Here is a 21524-nt window from a genome sequence, read left to right as displayed (position 1 = left end):
CTGTACAGACTGCTGAAAATATCCCGGAAATTTCCGACTTAGCCCATTCCATGCCATGATAATCAAAAGAATAATCTTTTCCGTCGCCGTAATAATCATGCTTCCTGCCGCTGCACTTTCCCAGAAGATGGGCGGAGAGTATGAATTTGGACTCGGAGCGACTTACGGCACCAGTGTTACCGATGAAGCCGAAGCCGGACTCCATTTCAGCGCGTATTACATACCTGTTTCGGCAATCCGGGTGGGTGCAGACGCTACCTACTATCTTGTGAACGACCCGCAGTATCAAAGCCCGTCATTTTATGAAGTCAATCTCAATGCCGGCGTTTATCTCTACAACGGGGAAATGTTCCGGCTCTATCTGATGGGAGGCGGTCACTATGCGAGCTGGAGCTCCGAGCGCCCGATAGCCGGATCATCTCCCGAAGTAACCGAGGGCAGTGAATTCGGATTCAACGGAGGCGCCGGTTTGGAGCTTGATTACGATACGATCCTGTTTTATATCGAGCCCAAAGTATCGGTTAACGGGTTTGATCAGTTTGCCATTTCGGCCGGGGGGCGGCTTCCGTTTTGAAGGGCTTGGTAATAAAAAAGCCCCGCAAGTCTGTAAGAGTTTGACCTGCAAGGGCTTAAGGGGTAGTGAATCGGGAGGGGCTCGAACCCTCGACCCACGGCTTAAAAGGCCGTTGCTCTACCAACTGAGCTACCGATTCGCCTGAACTTCGAAAGACTTCAAATATAAGCAGTATCAACTACCATTTCAAGAAAAAATACGGAACAATCTGTGACTCTGTCTGTTCCGGCAGCTGAATTTGTGCTCCTTTGTGATTACATTACCTGTCAGCTTGCAGTTGAATAATGTAACCACTACAAAAACGACAGCGCTATGGCAACAGTATTCACAAAAATCATTAATGGCGAGATCCCGTCCTGGAAAATTGCGGAAAATGAGCTTTTCTACTCCTTTCTGGACATCCGCCCCATCAGCAAAGGTCATACGCTTGTAGTTCCAAAGCAGGAGACCGATTACATCTTCGATCTGGATGACGGACTTCTCGGGGATATGATGGTTTTTTCCAAATCGATTGCACATGCCATCGACCGGGCGCTTTCTCCGATCCGGACCGGCATCGTCGTAGAGGGGCTCGAAGTGCCGCATGCCCACATCCATCTTGTCCCCATATATGATAAAAAACAGCAGGTCGCCCTGGGAAACAACATTACCGTTCCGGATGAGCAGATGAAGGAATTGTCCGACCGCATCCGAAAGGAGTGGGAGTCTGCTTCATGAACATCCTGATTTTGCACGGGCCCAATCTGAACATGCTTGGACACCGGGAAAAGAAGCACTACGGTTCCGGAGGGCAGGATGACCTGATGGATCTTCTGGTTGAAACGTTTCCTGAAGTCACCTTCAACTTGTTTCAAAGCAATAATGAGGGAGAGCTGATCGACCGCATCCACGCGGCCAGGGATGAAAGCATTGACGGAATCATTGTCAATTTCGGCGGACTCACGCATACCTCGGTATCGCTTCGTGATGCCCTGACACTGCTTCCGCAGGACAAAATCGAGGTGCACCTGTCGAATATTCATGCGCGGGAGTCGTTCAGGCATACCTCACTGACCGGCGGAGTGTGCCGCGGTATGATCAGCGGCTTCGGTTTTTCCGGGTATGTCATGGCTGTCCGGGCACTTCTTGAAAACCGGGAAACATCGTAATAAATCAAGGCAGGTAACCTTTGTGGGCAAACTTCGCGAGCTTTTTTCAGATACTCTCGTCTACGGCATAAGCAGTGTGCTCGCCCGGTTCATCAACTATCTGCTGGTTCCGTTTTACACCAAGTATTTTGATCCTGCCGCCTACGGAATAATCGGCCTTATCTTCGGGGCCATCGTATTTCTGAATGTACTGTTCACATTCGGAATGGAGTCTTCCTATCTGCGGTATGGTGCTGACAGGGAGAAGGCGCGAAACGTGTTCAAGACCATTCAGCTGAGCTTGTTCGGCGGGGCATCGCTGCTGGTGCTGGTAACCTGGATTTTCATGCCACTGCTGGCTCCGCTGCTCGGCCTGGAAGGATCAGCCGCACAGGCCGCGGCCGCTTCGGATCCGGGTATTCAAGCTGCCGCCGGGACCGGTACGGCCGGACTCATAACCATGTCCGGCGAGCACCTGTTTTATCTCATGCTTGCCATTCTCTGGCTTGACGCCCTGTGCATGGTGCCCTTTGCAGAACTCCGTCTTATCCGGAAATCGTACACCTATGCTTTTATCCGGCTGTTCAACGTGATCATCAACGTCTGCCTGAACGTATATCTGGTAGTATTTGCAGGATGGGGGATTGAAGCTGTCCTGGTCAGCAACGCCGTCGCATCATTTGTTACTATGATAATTCTGGCATGGTTCACCAGGCATATGTATCAGGGTAAGTGGGACACTGCCGTCATAAAAAGGGCACTCTGGTTCGGACTTCCCTACATTCCGGCAGGCATCAGCCACGCGGTTAATGAAGTGCTCAGTCGTTTCGCCGTAAACAATATGCCTCAGTCGACGATCGACCGGCTGTACGGTTCACATTACAATGCAGATGATATCACCGGGATATTCAATGCATGTATTAAAATTTCGGTTTTTATGCTGCTTGCCGTACAGATGTTCCGGATGGCATGGCTTCCGTTTTTCATGAGGCAGTCGGGCAGTGATGATGCACGGAAAACCTTTGCTGAAGTGTTTACCTGGTTCAACATTGCCGCTGCAGTTGTTTACATCGGTGTCGGGTTGTTTGTGGAGCAAATAGTGCAAATCCGCATACCGGTGCTCGACGGAACACTGATTGACGAAAGATACTGGATGGGTCTTTACATTGTCCCGTGGCTTCTGCTTGCTTACTGGTTTCAGGGGTGGTTCCTGAATTTCATGGCCGGTGTATTTATCAGGGAAAAAATGTGGCATCTGTCAGGCATTACCATTATCGGGGCATTGATCACGCTGGCCGGCAATATGATGCTGGTTCCGGTATTCGGAATGCAGGGAGCCGTTTGGGTGGCCGTGTTTTGTTTTCTGTCCATGGCCATGTTGATGTACGTTTTGACGCAATCAGTTTATAAAGTACCGTATAAAATAGGAAAAAGTGTCGCAATTGTGTTATTTTCCGGTAGTGTCGTAGCTTTGGGCCATGGCTTTGCCACTGATTTTTTTGAACCTTTGTTTGCAAAGATGGTCTTGTTTATATTAAGTTTGTTGTTGTTGGTGACTATTGGAATGGCTGAAAGACGCCAGGAAGTGTAGGTAGTCAGGTTTGGATAAAAAAGCTGCTATCTATAAATCGATCGCTACTATTTCCGCAATTTTTTACTAAATCATTAAGCCTCAGGAATTTTTTATGAGTAAATACGGCATCTACGTGGACGCAGTCAGTGTAACAATGAATGGTGGTTATGGCCTGCGCTACGATATCCTAAGAAAATTTGCCGGAAGAGATGGCAGCAGAGCATCCCGGCTGAACGTCTATTTGGCTTACGACCGCAGCCGGGCCAAAGAAGACGAAAACTACCAGGCAAAAACTTCCAGATTCTGCGAAGTGCTCCGGGATTTTCAGTACAAGGTTATCGAACGCCCGGTTGACCGCCTTATTGATCCCGATACCGGAGAAGTTATCTCCCAGGGAGTTGTAGATGTGGATATGGCAGTGGATGCCATGTCCCAGGCACGGGAGCTGGACCGCATGGTTCTGCTGACCCATAATGAAAAATTCACCCGGCTGGTCAATGCCATGCAGGATAACGGGTGCCGCGTTGAGCTCATCGGTTTTGACAACATGGATGCCGCGCTGAAACGCCAGGTCGATCTCTATGTATCGGGATATGTTATTCCCGGCCTGCTGCCCGTAAAATCACCTTACGAATGGGGCTCGGTAGGATCCCGAGTACGCGGTGTTTGCTATGACTTTTCCCATAACGACGGTTATGGCTTCATGCGCTATCTGGCAAAGATCAATGACAAACTGTGGATTACGGATTCACGCTCACCGGATTCCCCCTATTGTACCGTTTTTGCACATGTGTCACAATTTGAGGCCGATTTTGACACCAGTTTTCTCCCCAGCAGGGAGTTGATCTTTGAATTTGACCTTGTCGAGAATGACAAGGGACTGGTTGCCCAGAATATCGTTCTGGTATCTGCGCCCTGATGCATGCGCCCTGTGAAGCAAAGTCCCAGGCTGACTGAATTGGTGCAGACCGTTTCAGGACGCCCTGAAAGCAATGTAAAATAAAAACCCTGCCAGCGTCAATGCCGGCAGGGCTTTTTCAGATCTTTTCATAAATATACCGGCCGTCATCAGACGCTGACCGGCTCATTCAGTATCACGAAAGGCGCTTGAGATCTTCGAGGCCTTGTCTTACATGATCGGCCGAGGTGTTCAGAAGCTCCTGCTCCTCATCGTTCAGATCAATCTCAACGATCTCTTTGATGCCTTCGCGGCCCAGACGGACAGGCACGCCGACATACAGATCCTTGAGTCCGAACTCACCATCAAGGTAAGCCGCACAAGGGAAGATTCTGTTCTGGTCGAGGGCAATCGCTTCAACCATCTGCGCTGCCGCAGCGCCCGGTGCATACCATGCCGAAGTTCCCATCAGCCCTACAAGTTCACCGCCGCCTTTCTTGGTGCGCTCAATGATTTCATCAAGCTTTTCCTTGCCGATAAAGTGGGTCACAGGAATACCGGAAACCGTGGTGTAACGCGGCATGGGGACCATGGAATCACCGTGTCCGCCAAGAATGAGGGCCTGGATGTCTTTCGGGGAAAGATTCAGCTCCTCGGCGAGGAAGGCACGATAACGGGCTGTGTCAAGAATTCCTGCCATACCCATTACTTTGGTGGCGGGAAGTCCGCTGGCTTTCCAGGCAACATAGGTCATCAGGTCAAGCGGGTTGGATACCACTACGATGATCGTGTCCGGTGAATGCTTGACCAGCTTCTCGGTAACATCTTTTACTATGTTCATGTTGGCACTGAGCAGGTCGTCCCGGCTCATACCCGGCTTCCGCGGCAGTCCGGCGGTGATAACACAGATATCGGAATTGGCTGTGTCCTCATAATCAACGGTACCTCTTACACGGGTATCGAAGTTGAGTACCGGTGCTGTCTGCCACTGGTCCAGGGCACGGCCCTTGGATGGGAAAAAGGATTTGTCATCTTTTTTTATCTCCAGGTCAACGGCGATGACTTCTTTTGCAAAATCTCTTTGAGCTATGGTCAAGGCAACGGTTGATCCTACGTTGCCGCCGGCTCCAACTACAGTAATTTTCATAGTCTTGTAATTTTTAAGGTTTGGGGTTTGATTGGTTGGTAAATAATTTCAACGCTCATCACGCATGTCTGCACCCCACATAAGCTTGTTACGCAGGGTCTCAAAATAGCTTTGTCCTGAAAGTTTGATCAATTGCATGATACTCGCTGATTTCCGGATCTTTACTTCCGGAGAGACCGCAGGCAGGTCATGGTTGTTCCCGTCTCCTGAAAACAAAACTTTCTGATCTGCAGGATCGACCCGGATTGTCAGGTCTTTTTCACAGGGCAATACCAGCGGTCTGGTTGTTAGTGTGTGCGGACTGATTGGAGTCAGCACCATCACATCGGTTTGCGGGACGACAATGGGTCCGCCCGTGGATAAATTGTAAGCTGTTGAACCGGTTGGGGATGAGACGATGACACCATCGGCCCAGTACCGGTTTATAAATTCACCGTCATATTCGGCAGACAGTGTGATCATGGAAACCGATCCGTGTCGTGAAAAAACGAATTCATTCAGGGCATAGTGAATCTCTCCGTTGCTGAATTCGGCTTCGATGAAATTCCTGGTGTCAAGTTCGTAATTTCCGGATGCTACATCATGCAGTGCGACGCTGAGATCCTGACGCTGAATGTTTGCCAGAAAACCAAGCTTGCCGCTGTTTATGCCAAGAAGCGGACGCTGTATCGGCCTGGCAAGACCGGCAGCACTCAGCATCGTGCCGTCACCTCCCACGGCAGCTACTGCATCACCGGCTTCCATGGTTGCACGGTCCGTCTCATGTACGGTGACGGACTTGCGGTCGGCATCATCCTGAAACGCAGAAAGTACTCTTTTACTCAGGTGAATGTGTATCCCGAGTTCCCCTGCAATCACCAGCATCTCCCGGACGGTCTGGACCGCCATCGGATTGCGTGGGTGTAAGTGCAGGGACAGGTTCATGGGCTTGAAATAATTTTTATAAATCTCCTCAATATACGCATTATGACGGTATTTTAAAAGGATTTTGCGTGCGCTTCCGCCTCTTGCCGGTGTTGGGTAATACCCGGTCACCGGTTTATCCGGCATACCGTTGCTTTTGGTTTACGGAGTGCTCTTTTACGTCAGCAGATGAGCGGCCTGACAAGCACACGGCTGTCTCGAGCTGGTGATCTGCCCTTTCCGGTCAGCGTCCGGCCGTTTCAGCCCGTTCGGCTGGTTCCGCTGTTTTCCGGACCTGTGTCAGATCCATCCACCAGCTGAGTGTATTGAGTTTGACATTGTCAACGGTTTTGTCTTTCAGCAGATAGCGGTCTGATTCCAGCCTCATGACCTCCTGGGGCTGACGTTCCGGCTGCTGTCCGGATGTGTATACCGGGATGTAGTCAAGATAAAGAAAAATATCCCTGCTGAATACCCTTCGCTGGATCAAGTCCACCCTGAGATTGTCGTCCATCAGGTCATAAATGGTTTCGCTCAGTGTTCTGGGCAGTATATCCTGTTGATATGCAAAAACAAGCCGGTCTGGCGCATCTTCTCCGAATCTGTTGAAGACTCTTGCGATATTGGACTGGGAGTACTCATCATCCTGATAGGTAATCTCCAGTGAGGGAACCCCGAGCTCTTTATAAAGTGTATCCCCGGTCACGTGCCTCAGTACAGCGGCAGCTTCCGGCCGGCCGATATTGAAACGATTGTTCTGATTGTACCGGATGACCAGCGGCTCCGGGTTGGCCTGTGCCTGAAGCTTGTACTTGTCACGGTACGGATCTTTCAGTTCATTCTCACTGGTGATCATTCTTTGGATATTTCCGGGTCCGGGATCGGGAAGGATATTGATAACCCCGCGGTTGAAATGGCTGTAGAGGTGTGCTTCTCTGATACCGCTCATAAGCTCGACACGGTGGGCCCGCGGCAGCGTGCGTCCCTCGTCATCCTTTCTGTTGAAGGATTCGTTTCTGTTGAAAATATGGATGCTGTCGCCAACGGTGGTGCTGTAACGGAAGGGCCCGGTCCCGACCGCGTGGGAATGCAGGCCGTCGTCACGAAAACGGAATGGTTCCCGGGGATATATTACGGCGTAGGGCGTGGCGAGGTATGAAAGAAAGGCCGGATCCTGCTCTGAAAGATGAAAGACGATCGTCGAATCATTTTTTGCTTCAATACCGGAAATGGAATCAATCTGCCGGTCCTCATCGAAATAGACGTCGCGCTGCTCCAGAAAATAGGACTCGAACCCGCGGATATTGTCCATGAACAGCTCGGCCGCGTTGGGAGGAACGTCCCGTGATGCCATGCGTTCAAACACCCGCTTGACATCCCTGCTGTTTACTTTTCGTCCCCGTCCCTGGCTGAAGCTTTCATCATCATGGAAAAACAGATCGTCACGCAGGAAAAATGTGTACGTGAGGGAATCATCAGAAACTTCCCACCGCGAAGCTGCCGCTGGAACCGCGTTTTCTTCCTCGTCAAGTTTCACCAGGCCCTCGTAACTCAGCTGGATCATCCGCTTGGTGGCGGTGTTGACTGCAAAAAGAGGATCCATGCTCCGGATTCGGTTGGATTCACCGATTTTCAGTACCCGGAGTTCATCTTCTTCAACTACTTCTTCCTCTTCATCATCTTCCACGGCGCGTGCCTGCCTGTCGACAACGATGGTTTCGGTGGTGGGACCGCATGAGGAAAGCCACAGTGCGGGAATGAGGATCAGGAAAACAAAGCCTGTCACCGGACGGAAAGGGAATCCGGAGGATAATCGGGAAAGGGTATCAGGAGAAAAAGACATAGACAGTGTAAGCGTAAGCGCAAGTGAGTTATTTGCCGCCCTTGATCCCCTTGAGTCCTCTCATTGCCTTTTGACTCAACAAATTCACTTCATGAGACCGTATGCGGCTGTTTTTTTTCTTGTGACGTTTCTGTGCGACAGAAATCAGCTCTTCCAGCAACGTATCGAATCCGATTTCCGTTGCTTCCCACAGGTAAAAAGAAAACGATCCGGGAATCGTATTAATTTCATTAAAAAATATCTCGCCGGTATCCGAATTCATAAGAAAATCAAGACGTGCCACACCGGCGCATCCCAGAATGCTGAAAATGTTTCCTGCAAGGTTGCGGATCTCTTCGGTTTTTTCGGATGAAACCGGGGCCGGGATCTTCCGGCTGGCTGAGGCCATTCCTTTTGCCTCACCTTCTCCGCTCATGTATTTATCTTCAAACGAGAGCAGCTCCTCTTTACCCAGCGGCTGCTCACAGACACTTGTCCTGAAATGGTCTTCATCGCCCAGTACCGAGCAGTTGATTTCTGTCAGGGGGTGGACAGCCTTCTCAACGAGCAGGCCGGAATCATACCGGAATGACTCCTCCACTGCATCATCAAGCTCACTGCGGTTTTCCGCCCGGTGAACACCAATACTGCTTCCGAGCGCGACGGGTTTGACGTAGAGGGGATAACCCACTGATTCACACTTTTCGATGAGGTCTTGCTTGTTTTCAACCCAGTTCTCTTCTGTAATGCGGATGTCGTCGACTACCGGGATACCGTGCTGCCGGCAGAGCTCTTTGGCAAGCCGTTTGTCCATTCCGATGGCGGAGGCTGTTACTCCGGAGCCGGTGTAAGGGATGTTCATGGTCTCACAGAGCCCCTGGAATGCCCCGTTTTCACCATCGGAACCGTGAAAAGCGCACAAAAGGACATCCGCCGGAATGCGGCTGTCGCGCGAAAAAAGGCCGCCCGGGCGCGCGATCAGCTCGGTTTTACCCGTGTCGGATATGGTGAAGTGGCAGGGAATTCCTTTCTCCTGTGACTGTTTCAGGTCTTTATAGGATTCAAGGTCGAGCAGATGGGATCCGGTCAGCCACTGTCCGCTTTTTGTGATATAAAGTGCAATGGGGTTCCATTTTGTGTCTTTCAGGGCCGAGGCGGCCTGGATGGCCGTGAGAACGGATACCTCGTGCTCCGGTGAAACACCGCCGAAGGCGATGACCAGGTTGTTTTGCTGCATTGCCGATGTAATTAAGTGAGCATTCTACCGGCTAAGATACATATTCTTGAACTCAAACGGCTTGCGGAAATGCTCGTCTTTGAAGTCTTTCAGAAAGTAAATGGTTTCGCCGGTCGATTTCATTTCCGGACCCAGCTCTTTTTTTACCTCCGGAAATTTGTCGAACGGAAATATCGGTTCCTTGATTGCGAAATGCTCAAGTTTTGATTCAAGGTCGAACTCACTCAATTTGGCGCCCAGCATGACCTTGACACCGATGTCCGCCTCGGGGCGGCCAGTGGCCTTGGCCACAAAGGGGATGGTCCTGGTGGCCCGTGGATTGGCTTCGATGACGTATACCTCCGAGCCTTTGACCGCATACTGCACGTTGATGAAACCCCGCACATTGAGCGCTTTTGCGATCTTGACCTGGTACTCTTTCATGGTCTCGATGACGCGGTCGCTCAGCGAATAGGGGGGCAGCACAGCCGTTGAGTCGCCGGAGTGCACCCCGGCCGGCTCAAGATGCTGCATGATACCGCAAATATGCAGCTGCTCACCGTCATAAACGGAGTCAAAATCCACCTCGATGGCATCCTCGAGAAAGTGGTCAATAAGGAATTCGTTTTCCGGATGGGTCTTTAGCAAAGTCCGGACGTGCTCATCCAGCTCGCTTTCTTTTACGGCAATGCACATTCCTTGTCCGCCAAGGACATAACTCGGACGAAGCAGGACCGGATAGGATATCCGGCTGGCTATTTCCACCGCTTCTTTTGCTGTAAAGGCAGTGCCGTAGGAAGGAAACGGAATGCCCAGCCGCAGCAGGGTCTCGGAAAACTTGCCGCGGTCTTCAGCCAGATCCATCATTTCAAATGGTGTGCCGAAAATGCGGATGTTGTGCTCGGTCAGCCGCTTTGCCAGCTTGAGTGCTGTCTGCCCGCCCACCTGCAGAATGACACCCTCAGGTTTCTCGTGCTGAATAATGTTGTACACATGTTCCCAGAAAACCGGCTCAAAATAGAGTTTGTCAGCTACATCGAAATCCGTTGAGACCGTTTCCGGATTGCAGTTGACCATGATGGTTTCGTAGCCCATGTCGTTCGCGGCAAAAACCGCATGCACACAGGTGTAGTCAAACTCAATGCCTTGCCCGATCCGGTTGGGACCGCTGCCCAGAATCAGTACTTTTTTCCGGTCGCTGACCTCACTCTCGTTCTCCTCATCGTAACAGGAGTAATAGTAGGGGGTTGATGCGGGGAATTCACCGGCGCAGGTATCTACCATCTTGAATACGGCACGGATGCCAAGCTCATCGCGCTTTTGCCGTACCTGATTCTCCGTAATATTTTCAACATCACTCTGGCTGAGCAACCATGCAATCTGCCGGTCGGAAAATCCGGCCTGCTTGAGCTCTCGGAGATCTTTTTCATCAATGTTGTAAATGGTCTGCCCTTCGGTGCGGTTTTCCAGATGCACGAGGTACTGTATTTTTTCAAGAAACCAGTGGTCGATTTTCGTCACATCGTGAATTTCCTCGATGCTCGTGCCCAGTTTGAAGGCATTGCGGACCTGCAGGCTGCGGTCCCAATAGGCTTTCAGCAGCCGTTTGCGGACATTTTCACGGTTGATTTCCTCGTATCCGTCCGCTCCCAGGCCTCCGCGGCCGACTTCAAGGGACTGCCAGGCCTTGTTAAGCGCTTCGGGGAAAGTCCGGCCAATGGACATCACCTCGCCCACCGCCTTCATCTGCGTGGTCAGCTCTTCATCCACACCGGGGAATTTTTCGAAGTTGAACCGCGGCACTTTCACCACGACATAGTCGAGCGACGGTTCAAAACATGCGGATGTTGTCTTTGTAATCTGGTTCTGAAGCTCATCAAGGTTGTAGCCGACAGCCAGTTTGGATGCAATTTTGGCGATCGGATAACCGGTGGCTTTCGATGCCAGGGCCGATGAGCGGCTGACTCTCGGGTTGATTTCGACCGCCACCAGCCGGTCGGTTCCGGGTTCCATCCCGAACTGCACATTGCAGCCTCCCGCAAATGTGCCAATGGAGCGCATCATGCGGATGGCGGCATCCCTGAGCAGCTGATACTGCTTGTCGGTAAGGGTTTGCGTTGGTGCCACGGTGATGGAGTCTCCGGTATGCACCCCCATCGGATCGAAATTCTCAATCGAGCAGATGATCACCACATTGTTGTTGTTGTCGCGCAGCAGCTCCAGCTCATACTCCTTCCATCCGTAAATGGATTCTTCGATCAGGATTTCGTGGATCGGGCTGAGTTCAAGCCCGCGAAGCACCTTCTTTTCAAACTCCTCCTCGGTCCAGACGATGCCGCCGCCGGTCCCGCCAAGCGTAAACGAGGGCCGGATCACCACAGGCAATCCGCCCAGCTCAAGGACAATCTCCTTGGCGTCAAGCAGCGACTTAGCCGTTCGGCTGCGGCACTGATCGATCCCGATATCCTCCATCAGGTCCCGGAACTGCTGCCGGTCTTCGGTGATGTCGATCGCATCGATGTCCACACCGATGATCTCAATGCCTTTCTCTTTCCAGTAGCCTTCATGGTGCAGGTCTCTGGCCAGGTTCAGTGCCGTTTGTCCGCCCATTGTCGGCAACACCGCATCCGGGTTCTCGATTTCAACAATCTCCCTGATGGAATCGGTTGTCATCGGTTTCATATAAATGGCATCGGCCATGGACGGATCGGTCATGATGGTAGCCGGATTCGAATTAATGAGCACAACACGGTAGCCTTCTTCTCTCAGGGAGCGGCAGGCCTGTGTACCGGAATAATCAAATTCGCAAGCCTGACCGATGACGATCGGACCTGATCCTATCAATAAAATGGTGTTGATATCAGTTCGTTTCGGCATGTTATGCTGACCCGTTTTTTTCTTTGTGTTTTTGGATGCGGTCGACGAAGTGGTCGAACAGGTAGGAGGAGTCGTGCGGACCGGGTGAGGCCTCGGGATGATATTGAACGCCGAATCCGTCAAAATTCTTGAAATCCAGCCCTTCGAGTGTACCGTCGTTGAGGTTTTGGTGCGTGATCTCCGCGACATCGGATGTCACCGACTCCGGATCTACGGCAAATCCGTGATTTTGCGTAGTGATCTCAACATGATCACGATGCAGGTTTTTGACCGGCTGATTGGCGCCGCGATGGCCTACCAGCATTTTGATCACCCGCATGCCTTCGGTCATGGCCATCAGCTGATGACCCAGGCAGATACCGAACATCGGCTTGCCGGTCTTTTTTGCTTCCCGGATGGTTTCAAGGGCGTAATCCATCGGATTGGGATCACCTGGGCCGTTTGAGAAAAAGAAGGCATCGGGTCCCCAGTCACGTATTTCTTTAAAATCTGTTTTGGCAGGAAAAACGCGCAGCATGCACCCGCGCTGGACAAGACTGTTGATGATATTCTGCTTGATGCCGTAATCTATCGCAGCAACTTTGTACAGCGTTTTGGGATTTTTCTGCCGGTAGCCTGTGGCATCCGGATCGGTGGGATGGTCAAGCAGACCATCTTCAGTATTTTGTGATATCCTCGGAAAGTAGTCCCGGAACTGATCGGGCTTGTATGTCTGCGGCTCTTTCCGTGACACCCGCGACGCCAGCTCAAGTCCGACCATTGACGGCCATTGCACCGCCTGCTCTACCAGCGCTTTTTCATCCTCGCTTTCACTGGATATAACGGCATTCAGCACTCCTTTGCGCCTGATATGCCGTACCAGCTTGCGGGTGTCCACTCCGGTGATTCCGACGATCTTGTTGCGGTTGAGGTATTCATCAAGATCACCATCGGCCATGGTATTGCTGTAATGGTGCGAGAAGTCGCGGACAATAAGGCCGGAAATCATCACCTTGTGCGCCTCATCGTCGCGGGAGGAGACACCGTAGTTGCCGATGTGGGGATAGGTCATCATCATCAGCTGGCCGTGATAGCTCGGATCGGTGAAGATCTCCTGGTATCCGGTCATGCTGGTGTTGAAGCAGAGTTCGCCGCCGGTGATGCCGTGAAATCCGATGGCGTGTCCGTGTGCTACCGTCCCGTCAGCCAGTGCAAGTATGGCTTTCTTTTTTCTGGTCGTTTGATGCATCAGTCCTGGTTGTGGGTTGCGATGGAGCCTGGCAGGTGTTCTGATTCATGCCGTGATACCGGAGTAAAACGGCCGCACATCCCGGATGAAATACCCAAAAAAAATCCGACACTGAAAAAACCAGAGCCGGATATTTTTAAAAAAGGAGTTGCATCTGGATGGTGTGTCATAAACTCAGAACAAGGCATAAATAAACGGTGCCAGTGCCGTGTTGCTGGTTGCTACTATTAACAGTCCTAACAGAAGCAGAATGAAAACAATGGGCGCCAGCCAGAGCTTCTTGCGTATGCGGAGAAACTCCCAAAACTCACGTAGTATGCCAATTTTTCCCATTGCAAAGGGTGTTCAGATCATTCTGTTACATTCTCCTAAAAATAACCAAAAATTGGAATTACTGAAATTGAATTTTGAAAAACTGCATCCGGTTCCTTAATCAATGCCGGATAAGCCGAAATCAGGGACTGTAGTAGGTTGCCGCTTCGGGGCCGACAGGCATGCCGAATCCGAATACCCACACGTAAAACAGAATGACCCAGCTGATGAAAAAGAACAGGCTGTATGGCAGCATGGTGCTGATAATCGTGCCGATACCCAGGTTTTTGTCATATTTGTTGGCAAAGGCCAGGATCAGACCGAAATAGCTCATCATTGGCGTCACCAGGTTGGTCACCGAATCACCGATGCGGTAAGCTGCCTGAATGACCTCCGGACTGTATCCGATGAGCATAAGCATGGGTACGAAAATGGGTGCGGTTACCGCCCATTGCGCTGATGCCGACCCCAGCATGAGGTTCACAAAACCCGAAACCATAATGAAGCCCACGAATACGAGCGGCCCGGTTAAACCAATGTTATCAAGAAATGTCGCTCCGGTAACAGCTACAATCTGGCCAAGGTTGGTCCATCCGAAAAAGGCAACAAACTGCGAGGCAAAGAAGACGATCACAATATACAGGCCGAGCGTGGACATGGATTTTGCCATCCCGTCAATGATGTCCCGGTCTGATTTCATGGAGCCCGTAACCCATCCGAAAACGAAACCCGGAACCATGAATACCACAAAAATTATGGCCACAATTCCGTTCAGGAACGGAGAGTTGAGTATTTCACCGGTCTCCGGATTGCGGAGGACGGCATTTTCAGGAACAACACCAAGGGCAAGTATGCCCAGGAGTCCTGCAAAGGTGATGAAGGCCCAGAGCAGTCCCCTTTTTTCGGTGGATGAAAGCGGCTCCATGGACTGTTCATCGCTGACATCCTCCAGGGCGATGTCCGGATCATAGGGCCCGAGCTTGGGCTCGACAATCTTAATGGTTACCCATGTGCCGACAAAGGTGATCAAAAACACGCTGAGGAACATGAAGTAATAGTTGACAGCGGCGTGGACCATGTAACCCGGGTCAACGAGCTGTGCAGCTTCCTGAGTGAGTCCAGCAAGCAGGGGGTCTATGGTTCCCAGCAGCAGGTTGGCACTGTATCCGCCGGAAACACCGGCAAATGCCGCGGCAAGTCCGGCAAGCGGATGCCGTCCCAGAGAAAGAAATACAACGGCCCCGAGAGGAACCAGGACGACATATCCCAGCTCGGAAGCGGTGTTTGAAACAATGCCGGTAAACACAACGGCGACGGTAACCAGTATTTTCGGATCCAGAATCAGCGCAAAAGGCCGCATCAGATAATAGCTGACTTTTTCCGGCAGCGTGAGGTTTTCGGTTGTCTTGAGGGTCATCGGTTTGACCGATGCCGCTTTCAGAACGATCCCGCGGATGACCGCACTTATCAGTCCTGAATGCTCGGCGACGCCTACACCGAGCAGGGCCACCAGTACAACCCCAAGCGGGGCAAAACCCGTAAAGTTGGTGACCAGATTTTCAAGTATCATCCGCAGACCGTCACCGTTCAGCAGACTGATAGCCTGAATTTTTCCGTCGGGAGAGCGTCCTTCGGCACCTTCCGGGCGAGGATCGGGAACAGACCAGTTGAGAAACTCGGCAAGTCCGCTGATAAGAATCACACCGGTGGCAAACAGCGCAAATAGTGTTACGGGATGGGGAAGAAGATTCCCGAGCCATTCAACAACATCAAGAAAACGGGTAAACCAGTCATTCTTTTTGGGCGGGGCTCCGATTTTTTTACTCATTTACTCCAAACAGATTGCTGTGTTCATTTTGACGGGATCAGTAAACTTTCCGCACGGTTACCACAAGAGCATTTTCATGCAGAAAACACTGCCGCCGCTTTTCAGGAATTCCGAAGTATCCACCTCCAGAAATGCAAAACCGAGCTTTTTCAGTGCCTTGTTAACTTCATTACATCCTTTCTGGATGATGACTTTCCGGCCGTCCGGACAGCTTGCATTGCAGGCAAACAGCTCTTCCGCTTCCTTTTCCGGTGCCTCGATGACATTGGAAAAAGCCGTATGTATCAGTTCAAGTCCGTCCTTTGTAAAGGCGGGAGGATATATCAGCACAGAGTCACTGTTCAGGATACAGAAGCAGGTGTCAAGATGATAAAACGAAGGGTGAATTAGTTCCAGTATGACCACCGGAACGTCAAGGGTCCGGGAGATATGCTCATAGGCCTTTCGAGAAGACCGGTACCCGAATCCCCCCCATAAAAGGCGTTTTTTGAAATGCCAGATCGCATCGCCCATACCTTCAAAATCATTGATCTCCTGCGGATTGAGGTAGTGGATTTCATAGCCGTTTTGGCGGTACCACTGCTCAAAAAACGGCACCTCATCCTTGCGCTGATCAGAGTGCATGATGCTCATCAAGGCGTGCCTGTGCCCTTTGGAGTCGACATAGGGCAGACTCTGATTTGCTGAAAAAACCATGTCCGGCAGGCCCGGCTGACCGGTGATTTCATGCATTTTAAGCCCCAGATGGCGAAACTTATCCCGAACCACTTCCCATTGCCACCGGGCGGCTTCCGGGTTCACGGTTCCGACATTGCCTTCCATATGCGGGTTGATGATATAATCAACGGAAAAATGGTCCGGAGTCACCATGAGCACCTGATCAGGCAGCGGCATGTTATCGGCATTTTTCAATGCATCCCTGAGTTCATCCGGCTTGGTTATGATAGATGACATAATCGGCAGTATGAATATTTACAGTTTCTGGAACTCACCAAAATAAAAAAACTTTGAAGAAGTTTGAGTGTTGTCCTTTTTTTGCAGAGATTCCAAAAAAATAATATCCGTTATGCTGCTATCCCCCGAATTGCTAAACCGTCTTACTCCACTGGAAATAAAAGCCAGACAGATTGTGGAGGGATTCATCAGCGGCCTGCATAAAAGTCCGTTTTTCGGTTTCAGTGTGGAGTTTGCCGAACACCGGCCCTATCATCCCGGTGACGATCTGAAGCATCTGGACTGGAAAGTCTACGGGAAAAGGGAACGTTACTTCGTCAAGCAGTACGAAGAAGAGACCAACCTGCGCTGCTACATGCTGATGGATGTGAGCAGTTCCATGCAGTTCCGGTATTTTGCGGACTGGTCAAAGCTCCGCTACGGGGTGCATTTGGGTGCGGCCATGGCTTATATGCTTCATCGTCAGCGTGACGGATGCGGGCTGGCCGCTTTCGACAGGGAAATCGGGGAGATCATTCCGGCAAAATCATCGTACGGACACCTGCTTCATCTTTACAAAAACCTGGAGCAGATACTGGATACCTACGACGGGGATGTCCCGCAGAAGAGGCAGACGGCCTCGGCGGAAGCCATTCATCAGCTTGCAGAGCGGATCAACCGCAGAAGCCTTGTAATTATTCTGACCGACCTTTTCGAAAATGTCCAGAAACAGGATGAGCTGATTTCGGCGCTTAAACACTTGCGTCACAAAAAGCATGAGGTTATTCTGTTTCATCTTCTGGAAAAGCGCAGCGAGCGTGAACTGGATTTTCCCGATGACCGGTATGTGTTCAGCGATCTTGAAACGGGAGGGGAAATGGATGTGGTTCCCCGGCAGATCCGGAAGGATTATCAGAAAAAAATGAAGGAATACACCAAAAATTTCAGGATTACCTGCAGTGACGCCAATATTTCTTATGAAGAAGTTGATACGCAGGATCCGTTTGATTATGCTCTGCTGGCCTTTTTGAACAAGCGAAGGCGGCTGATGTAGCACAATTATCATTGATTCAATATTTATGGATTGGAATAAACCATGGGATGAGGAGAAACCGGATGACGCGGCGGTTTCAGCGGAGGAAGACGACAATAATGGTGAGAAAAAAAAATGGAATTACATTTTTATCGAAAGCCTGAAGCTGGCCGTGCTGCTTCCTCTTATCATTCTGGCCGTGGAGATGTTCCTTCTGGATGCGTGGCCTGATGTCCGCGAACACCCGGAGCAGCTGCTCTTTGATTACCTTTTTCTCTTTTCTGCTATCTTCATCATTTTTGTGGGGTTTCACTTCGTTCAATGGCGCAGGCGCAGCCGCAAGCACAGGCGTTAGCATCTGAACCGGTCCTCAGGCGCAATGCCTGCAGACGCAATTATGTTTTTTTCTTATATTTCAACATTTTATGAGTCTGGATATTCGATTTACTTCCATCTGATCACATCAATCCGGAAACGGCACCGGCACAGGTGCCAAATCCGGGGAAAATAACGTCCGATTTTGAATTTCAAGCGTACCATTTTACTTGTCGAAGACGAAGCCGAACCGGCAGACATGCTTTCAAACTATCTCGAAATGCATGGATACGAAGTGCTGCTGGCCATGGAGGGCAATCGCGCCCTGAAGCTTATTGATGAGCATGCCCAGTCTATCGACCTGGCTATTCTGGATATCATGGTTCCCGAAAAAGACGGCTACGAAATCTGCCAGTATCTGCGGAGCCATCCGGTATTAAGTGATGTGCCGGTCATCTTTCTGACTGCCAAGGATAAGGAAAAAGATGAAATCGCCGGTCTTGACCTGGGGGCGGACGATTACATTCCCAAGCCTGCCAGTCTCAATCTGGTAAAGGCGCATGTGGAATCGATGCTGCGCAGGCGTCCCAGGGAAAAAGGCAACTGGCTGGCCTACCGCAATGTCTACATCACGTCCGACAGTATGGAAGCCTGGCAAAACGGCGAAAAAATCGAGCTCACCACCACCGAATTCAAGTTGCTGAAGCTCTTTTTTGAAAATCCCAAACGGGTGTACACCCGCCAGGAGATTCTGGAATACATCACCGACGAAGAAAAATACGTGTTCGACCGCACGGTGGATGTCCATATCAAAAACCTGCGTCTCAAGCTCAGAGATGACGGTGAACTGATAAAAACATACCGTGGCATGGGGTACGGCCTGAACAAAGAACTTGCTCTCACCTGATGAACATCCGTTCCAAACTGGCCTGGGCGCTTACCGTCATTCTGGTTATTACCGTGACTGCCGGCAGTCTCTACGCCTTTTATTACATCAGGGCTTACATGCTGGAACAGGCGGTCGACGACATGGAAAACGACGGCTACTGGATGATGCACACGCTCAAGTTCCTGCCTGACGGTGTGGGTCTGCAGGACGAGCTCGAGCGGGTGGGCCGGGCTACGGATTACCAGATTGCCCTGTATGATTCCGGCGGATCCATTCTTGCGGCCTATCCAGCGGGGTCTGAACGTTCGCCCCATCTTCACCTGCATCCCCGCGAAGTGAGCCGCCTGCTGGAAGGGGATGACCAGCTGCGAACCATTAACGAACCGGACGATGAAAGAATCCGTGTCTACGCCACCATCCCGAACAGCCGCAATGAAGCCCGTTTTTTTGTTATCAACCAGACCCGCTCCCAGGTTTTTCAGCCCATAGCCGATATACGCCAGATTATTTACATCGGCCTGCTGCTCTCCATTTTATTCATTCTGATATTCAGCATTCTCATTGCGCATTACATGGCCAGGCCGCTGTTCCGTCTGACCCGGGATGTGGAACGTGTCGCCAAGGGTGATACCGAACATGTCATCCGCATGAACCGGTCGGATGAAATCGGAACCCTGGCTGCATCGGTCAATGAAATGGCGCAAAAGTTGCGCTCCGATTACCAGCAGCTTCAGGCGCTTAATGAAAAACAGCGGCAGTTTTTTGCCGATATTACCCATGAAGTGCGCAATCCGCTCCATACCATCATGGGATCGCTGGAAATGCTTGAACTGCCCGGCCTCGATGAGGAAAAACGCCGCAAGTATGTCCGGAACCTGAGAAGTCAGGCCGAGCGCATCGGCCGGCTGTTCAAGGATTTGATGACCCTTCAGCGTTTCGATTCTGATGAAAAGTTCGTGATACCCGGGCATGCCGATCTTGCCGACATTGTTCAGGATGTTGTCGACTGGTATCAGTATTCGGCCAGGAGCAAGGGTATTTCCCTTGAATATGACACCCATTCATGCATGGTCTATGCCGATCCGGGAAAAATCGAGCAAGTGCTGGAGAATCTGATATCCAACGCCATCAAGTTCACAAACGAAGGAACCATTTCGGTTACATATTCCAGAAACAATGGCCTCGTGGAGGTATCGGTAAGCGATACCGGTATTGGTATTCCCGAGGCGCACTGGGGCCGGCTGTTTGACCGGTTTTACCGGACCGACAAGGCGCGTTCACGCGACAAGGGCGGAACCGGCCTCGGCCTCTCAGTTGTGAAGGGCATACTGAAGGCTCATGACAGTGATATTCAGCTGGAAAGCGAAGTGGGCAAAGGAAGCAGGTTCTTTTTTGTGCTGAAATCATCAGAAAGTGTGCAAATGAAGAACCGGGAAACCCCGCAGGATACCGGGTCCGAATCAGTTCACTCAACAGGGTAAGAATTCTGTATTTTTTACGTGTTTTTCTTATCTTTACTGTCTGTCATAAATGCGGATAAACCCGGGGGCAGCTCCGGACATCCGTTATAAACGGAGCGTGTTCTCAAAAAACTATCAGAAACCGGATTCCTGTATAATTTCGGACATGATTGTCCGGCAATCATTTGGGATAAACGCCGGCTGTAATAAAAATCACATAATCGCAGGCAGCTGTAAATGAGCAAAAGCGGAAAAAGAATTGGTGTTGTACTGTTGAACCTGGGCGGACCGACTTCAGAGCCGGCCGTCAGAAGTTTTCTTGAAAACCTGTTCGGAGATCAGGATATCATCAACATCGGCGGCGGGCGTTTTCAAAGCCGCCTTGCAAAGATAATTGCAAAATTCCGCTACAAGGGAGTAGCTGAAAAGTATCGTGACATCAATGCTTGTCCTGAAGGATGCCGGGGCAGCAAGTATTGTCCCAACAGGCAAAACAAGGTGGTGTCCGATTGCTGCTCGCCGATTAATTCACTGACCGAGCTGCAGCGCCGCGAATTGGAAAAAATGCTCAAAAACAGCTGGCCTGATCACTTCGTCAAGGTGTATACCGCCATGAGGTACTGGGTCCCCTTCGATTACGACGTATTCGAGGAGGCCGTGAATGATGACATCGAGCACCTGGTCCTGCTGCCGCTCTATCCGCAGTTTTCATACACAACAACCGGAAGCAGTTTCCGCAACTGGGAAACCATCCGCAACAGCCGTCCGGCCGGCAGCAAGCAGCCCGGCTGGCAGGAGTATCTTGTGGGACAGTATCATCTGAATCCCAGCTACCTGTCGGCCCTCAATCAGCGCATCGACGAGCGTCTCCGGGAAGATTTCACTGAAAAGGAGCGCAGCAAGGTGCATCTGGTATTTACTGCGCACGGAACCCCTCTGAGTGAGGTGAAAAAAGGAGACCCCTACACGCAGCATATCGAAGAAACCGTCGATGCCATCATGAAGATGCGCAATTACCATGAAACACACTGGCTGGGGTATCAGTCCCGTGTCGGACCGTCAAAATGGACCCAGCCCAACACCGAAGACCTGGTGTTCCGCCTGATTGACTACGGCATAAAACATATGATACTCATCCCCGTTGCATTCGTGACCGACCACATCGAAACAGCACATGAGCTCGATATCGAATTGCGTGAAGAACTGGAAGAACAAAACAAGCACGTCGATAAACTTGTGGTGAGCAAGGGACTGAACGATCATCCTGATTTTTTGGCAGCTTTGCAGGATGAAATTTCAAAAAAAATCCAGCATATTACGGGCACTTCGGAGCAGCCCGAAAAAACCAGGCAATCATTATCGGTTTCGTGAAGGATATATACTATTTTA

The 21524-nt window shown here is 50.9% G+C and carries 19 protein-coding genes and 1 tRNA gene; 10 read left to right on the top strand and 10 right to left on the bottom strand.

The window, feature by feature from the left end; all coding sequences use genetic code 11:
- The first annotated feature begins 55 nt into the window (after positions 1–55).
- Positions 56–574: a hypothetical protein gene (locus NATSA_RS12340; RefSeq protein WP_210512907.1), complete on the top strand. Its 519-nt coding sequence runs from the start codon at positions 56–58 to the stop codon at positions 572–574.
- A gap of 66 nt (positions 575–640) precedes the next feature.
- On the opposite strand, the gene NATSA_RS12335 is transcribed toward NATSA_RS12340, so the two are convergent.
- Positions 641–713: transfer RNA gene (locus NATSA_RS12335), tRNA-Lys, on the bottom strand.
- A 173-nt stretch (positions 714–886) separates the two neighbouring features.
- On the opposite strand from NATSA_RS12335, the gene NATSA_RS12330 reads away from it, so the two are divergent.
- From NATSA_RS12330 to NATSA_RS12315, 4 genes are all read left to right on the top strand, one after another.
- On the top strand, positions 887–1291 hold the full coding sequence (locus NATSA_RS12330) for an HIT family protein (RefSeq protein ID WP_210512906.1): 405 nt from the start codon (positions 887–889) through the stop codon (positions 1289–1291).
- Positions 1288–1722, top strand: coding sequence for a type II 3-dehydroquinate dehydratase (locus NATSA_RS12325; RefSeq protein ID WP_210512905.1), 435 nt, complete (start codon positions 1288–1290; stop codon positions 1720–1722). The genes NATSA_RS12330 and NATSA_RS12325 overlap by 4 nt, the downstream gene beginning before the upstream one ends.
- Positions 1700–3292 carry a lipopolysaccharide biosynthesis protein gene (locus NATSA_RS12320; protein ID WP_210512904.1) on the top strand — a complete coding sequence of 531 codons (1593 nt, stop codon included), beginning with the start codon at positions 1700–1702 and terminating at the stop codon, positions 3290–3292. The genes NATSA_RS12325 and NATSA_RS12320 overlap by 23 nt, the downstream gene beginning before the upstream one ends.
- A gap of 94 nt (positions 3293–3386) precedes the next feature.
- Positions 3387–4193 carry an NYN domain-containing protein gene (locus NATSA_RS12315; protein ID WP_210512903.1) on the top strand — a complete coding sequence of 269 codons (807 nt, stop codon included), beginning with the start codon at positions 3387–3389 and terminating at the stop codon, positions 4191–4193.
- A 175-nt stretch (positions 4194–4368) separates the two neighbouring features.
- Here the strand turns inward: NATSA_RS12315 and mdh are convergent, their stop codons facing one another.
- From mdh to NATSA_RS12270, 9 genes are all read right to left on the bottom strand, one after another.
- Positions 4369–5319, bottom strand: a complete 951-nt coding sequence (mdh, locus tag NATSA_RS12310; RefSeq protein WP_210512902.1) for a malate dehydrogenase — start codon at positions 5317–5319, stop codon at positions 4369–4371.
- Positions 5320–5367: 48 nt separating this feature from the next.
- Positions 5368–6369: an NAD(+)/NADH kinase gene (locus NATSA_RS12305; protein WP_246481818.1), complete on the bottom strand. Its 1002-nt coding sequence runs from the start codon at positions 6367–6369 to the stop codon at positions 5368–5370.
- 97 nt (positions 6370–6466) lie between these two features.
- On the bottom strand, positions 6467–8065 hold the full coding sequence (locus NATSA_RS12300) for an ABC transporter substrate-binding protein (RefSeq protein ID WP_210512901.1): 1599 nt from the start codon (positions 8063–8065) through the stop codon (positions 6467–6469).
- Between the two features lie 28 nt (positions 8066–8093).
- Entirely contained in the window at positions 8094–9281 is a 1188-nt protein-coding gene (locus tag NATSA_RS12295) for a D-alanine--D-alanine ligase family protein (RefSeq protein WP_210512900.1), read from the bottom strand.
- Between the two features lie 24 nt (positions 9282–9305).
- Positions 9306–12137, bottom strand: coding sequence for a carbamoyl-phosphate synthase large subunit (gene carB, locus NATSA_RS12290; protein WP_210512899.1), 2832 nt, complete (start codon positions 12135–12137; stop codon positions 9306–9308).
- A 1-nt stretch (position 12138) separates the two neighbouring features.
- The gene (gene carA, locus NATSA_RS12285) at positions 12139–13365 is read right to left on the bottom strand and encodes a glutamine-hydrolyzing carbamoyl-phosphate synthase small subunit (RefSeq protein ID WP_210512898.1); all 1227 of its coding nucleotides are present in this window, start codon (positions 13363–13365) and stop codon (positions 12139–12141) included.
- A gap of 174 nt (positions 13366–13539) precedes the next feature.
- Positions 13540–13698 carry a DUF5989 family protein gene (locus tag NATSA_RS12280; RefSeq protein WP_210512930.1) on the bottom strand — a complete coding sequence of 53 codons (159 nt, stop codon included), beginning with the start codon at positions 13696–13698 and terminating at the stop codon, positions 13540–13542.
- A gap of 121 nt (positions 13699–13819) precedes the next feature.
- Positions 13820–15505 (bottom strand): AbgT family transporter, encoded by a 1686-nt coding sequence (locus NATSA_RS12275; RefSeq protein WP_210512897.1) that lies wholly within the window; start codon positions 15503–15505, stop codon positions 13820–13822.
- 57 nt (positions 15506–15562) lie between these two features.
- On the bottom strand, positions 15563–16459 hold the full coding sequence (locus tag NATSA_RS12270) for a dimethylarginine dimethylaminohydrolase family protein (RefSeq protein WP_210512896.1): 897 nt from the start codon (positions 16457–16459) through the stop codon (positions 15563–15565).
- 112 nt (positions 16460–16571) lie between these two features.
- On the opposite strand from NATSA_RS12270, the gene NATSA_RS12265 reads away from it, so the two are divergent.
- The 5 genes from NATSA_RS12265 to hemH all read left to right on the top strand — a co-directional run bounded on the left by NATSA_RS12265 (position 16572) and on the right by hemH (position 21506).
- Positions 16572–17492, top strand: coding sequence for a DUF58 domain-containing protein (locus NATSA_RS12265; RefSeq protein WP_210512895.1), 921 nt, complete (start codon positions 16572–16574; stop codon positions 17490–17492).
- 25 nt (positions 17493–17517) lie between these two features.
- A complete protein-coding gene (locus tag NATSA_RS12260) occupies positions 17518–17826 on the top strand; it encodes a hypothetical protein (protein WP_210512894.1) in 309 nt (102 codons plus the stop codon).
- A 165-nt stretch (positions 17827–17991) separates the two neighbouring features.
- Positions 17992–18693: a response regulator transcription factor gene (locus NATSA_RS12255; protein ID WP_210512893.1), complete on the top strand. Its 702-nt coding sequence runs from the start codon at positions 17992–17994 to the stop codon at positions 18691–18693.
- Positions 18693–20156, top strand: coding sequence for a sensor histidine kinase (locus NATSA_RS12250; protein ID WP_210512892.1), 1464 nt, complete (start codon positions 18693–18695; stop codon positions 20154–20156). The genes NATSA_RS12255 and NATSA_RS12250 overlap by 1 nt, the downstream gene beginning before the upstream one ends.
- Positions 20157–20372: 216 nt before the next feature.
- Positions 20373–21506, top strand: a complete 1134-nt coding sequence (hemH, locus tag NATSA_RS12245) for a ferrochelatase (protein WP_210512891.1) — start codon at positions 20373–20375, stop codon at positions 21504–21506.
- The last annotated feature ends 18 nt before the right edge of the window (positions 21507–21524 follow it).

The organism is Natronogracilivirga saccharolytica (assembly GCF_017921895.1).
GTDB lineage: Bacteria > Bacteroidota > Rhodothermia > Balneolales > Natronogracilivirgulaceae > Natronogracilivirga > Natronogracilivirga saccharolytica.
The sequence above is the reverse complement of the archived record's forward strand: the minus strand, read 5'-3'. Positions and strand labels throughout refer to the sequence as shown.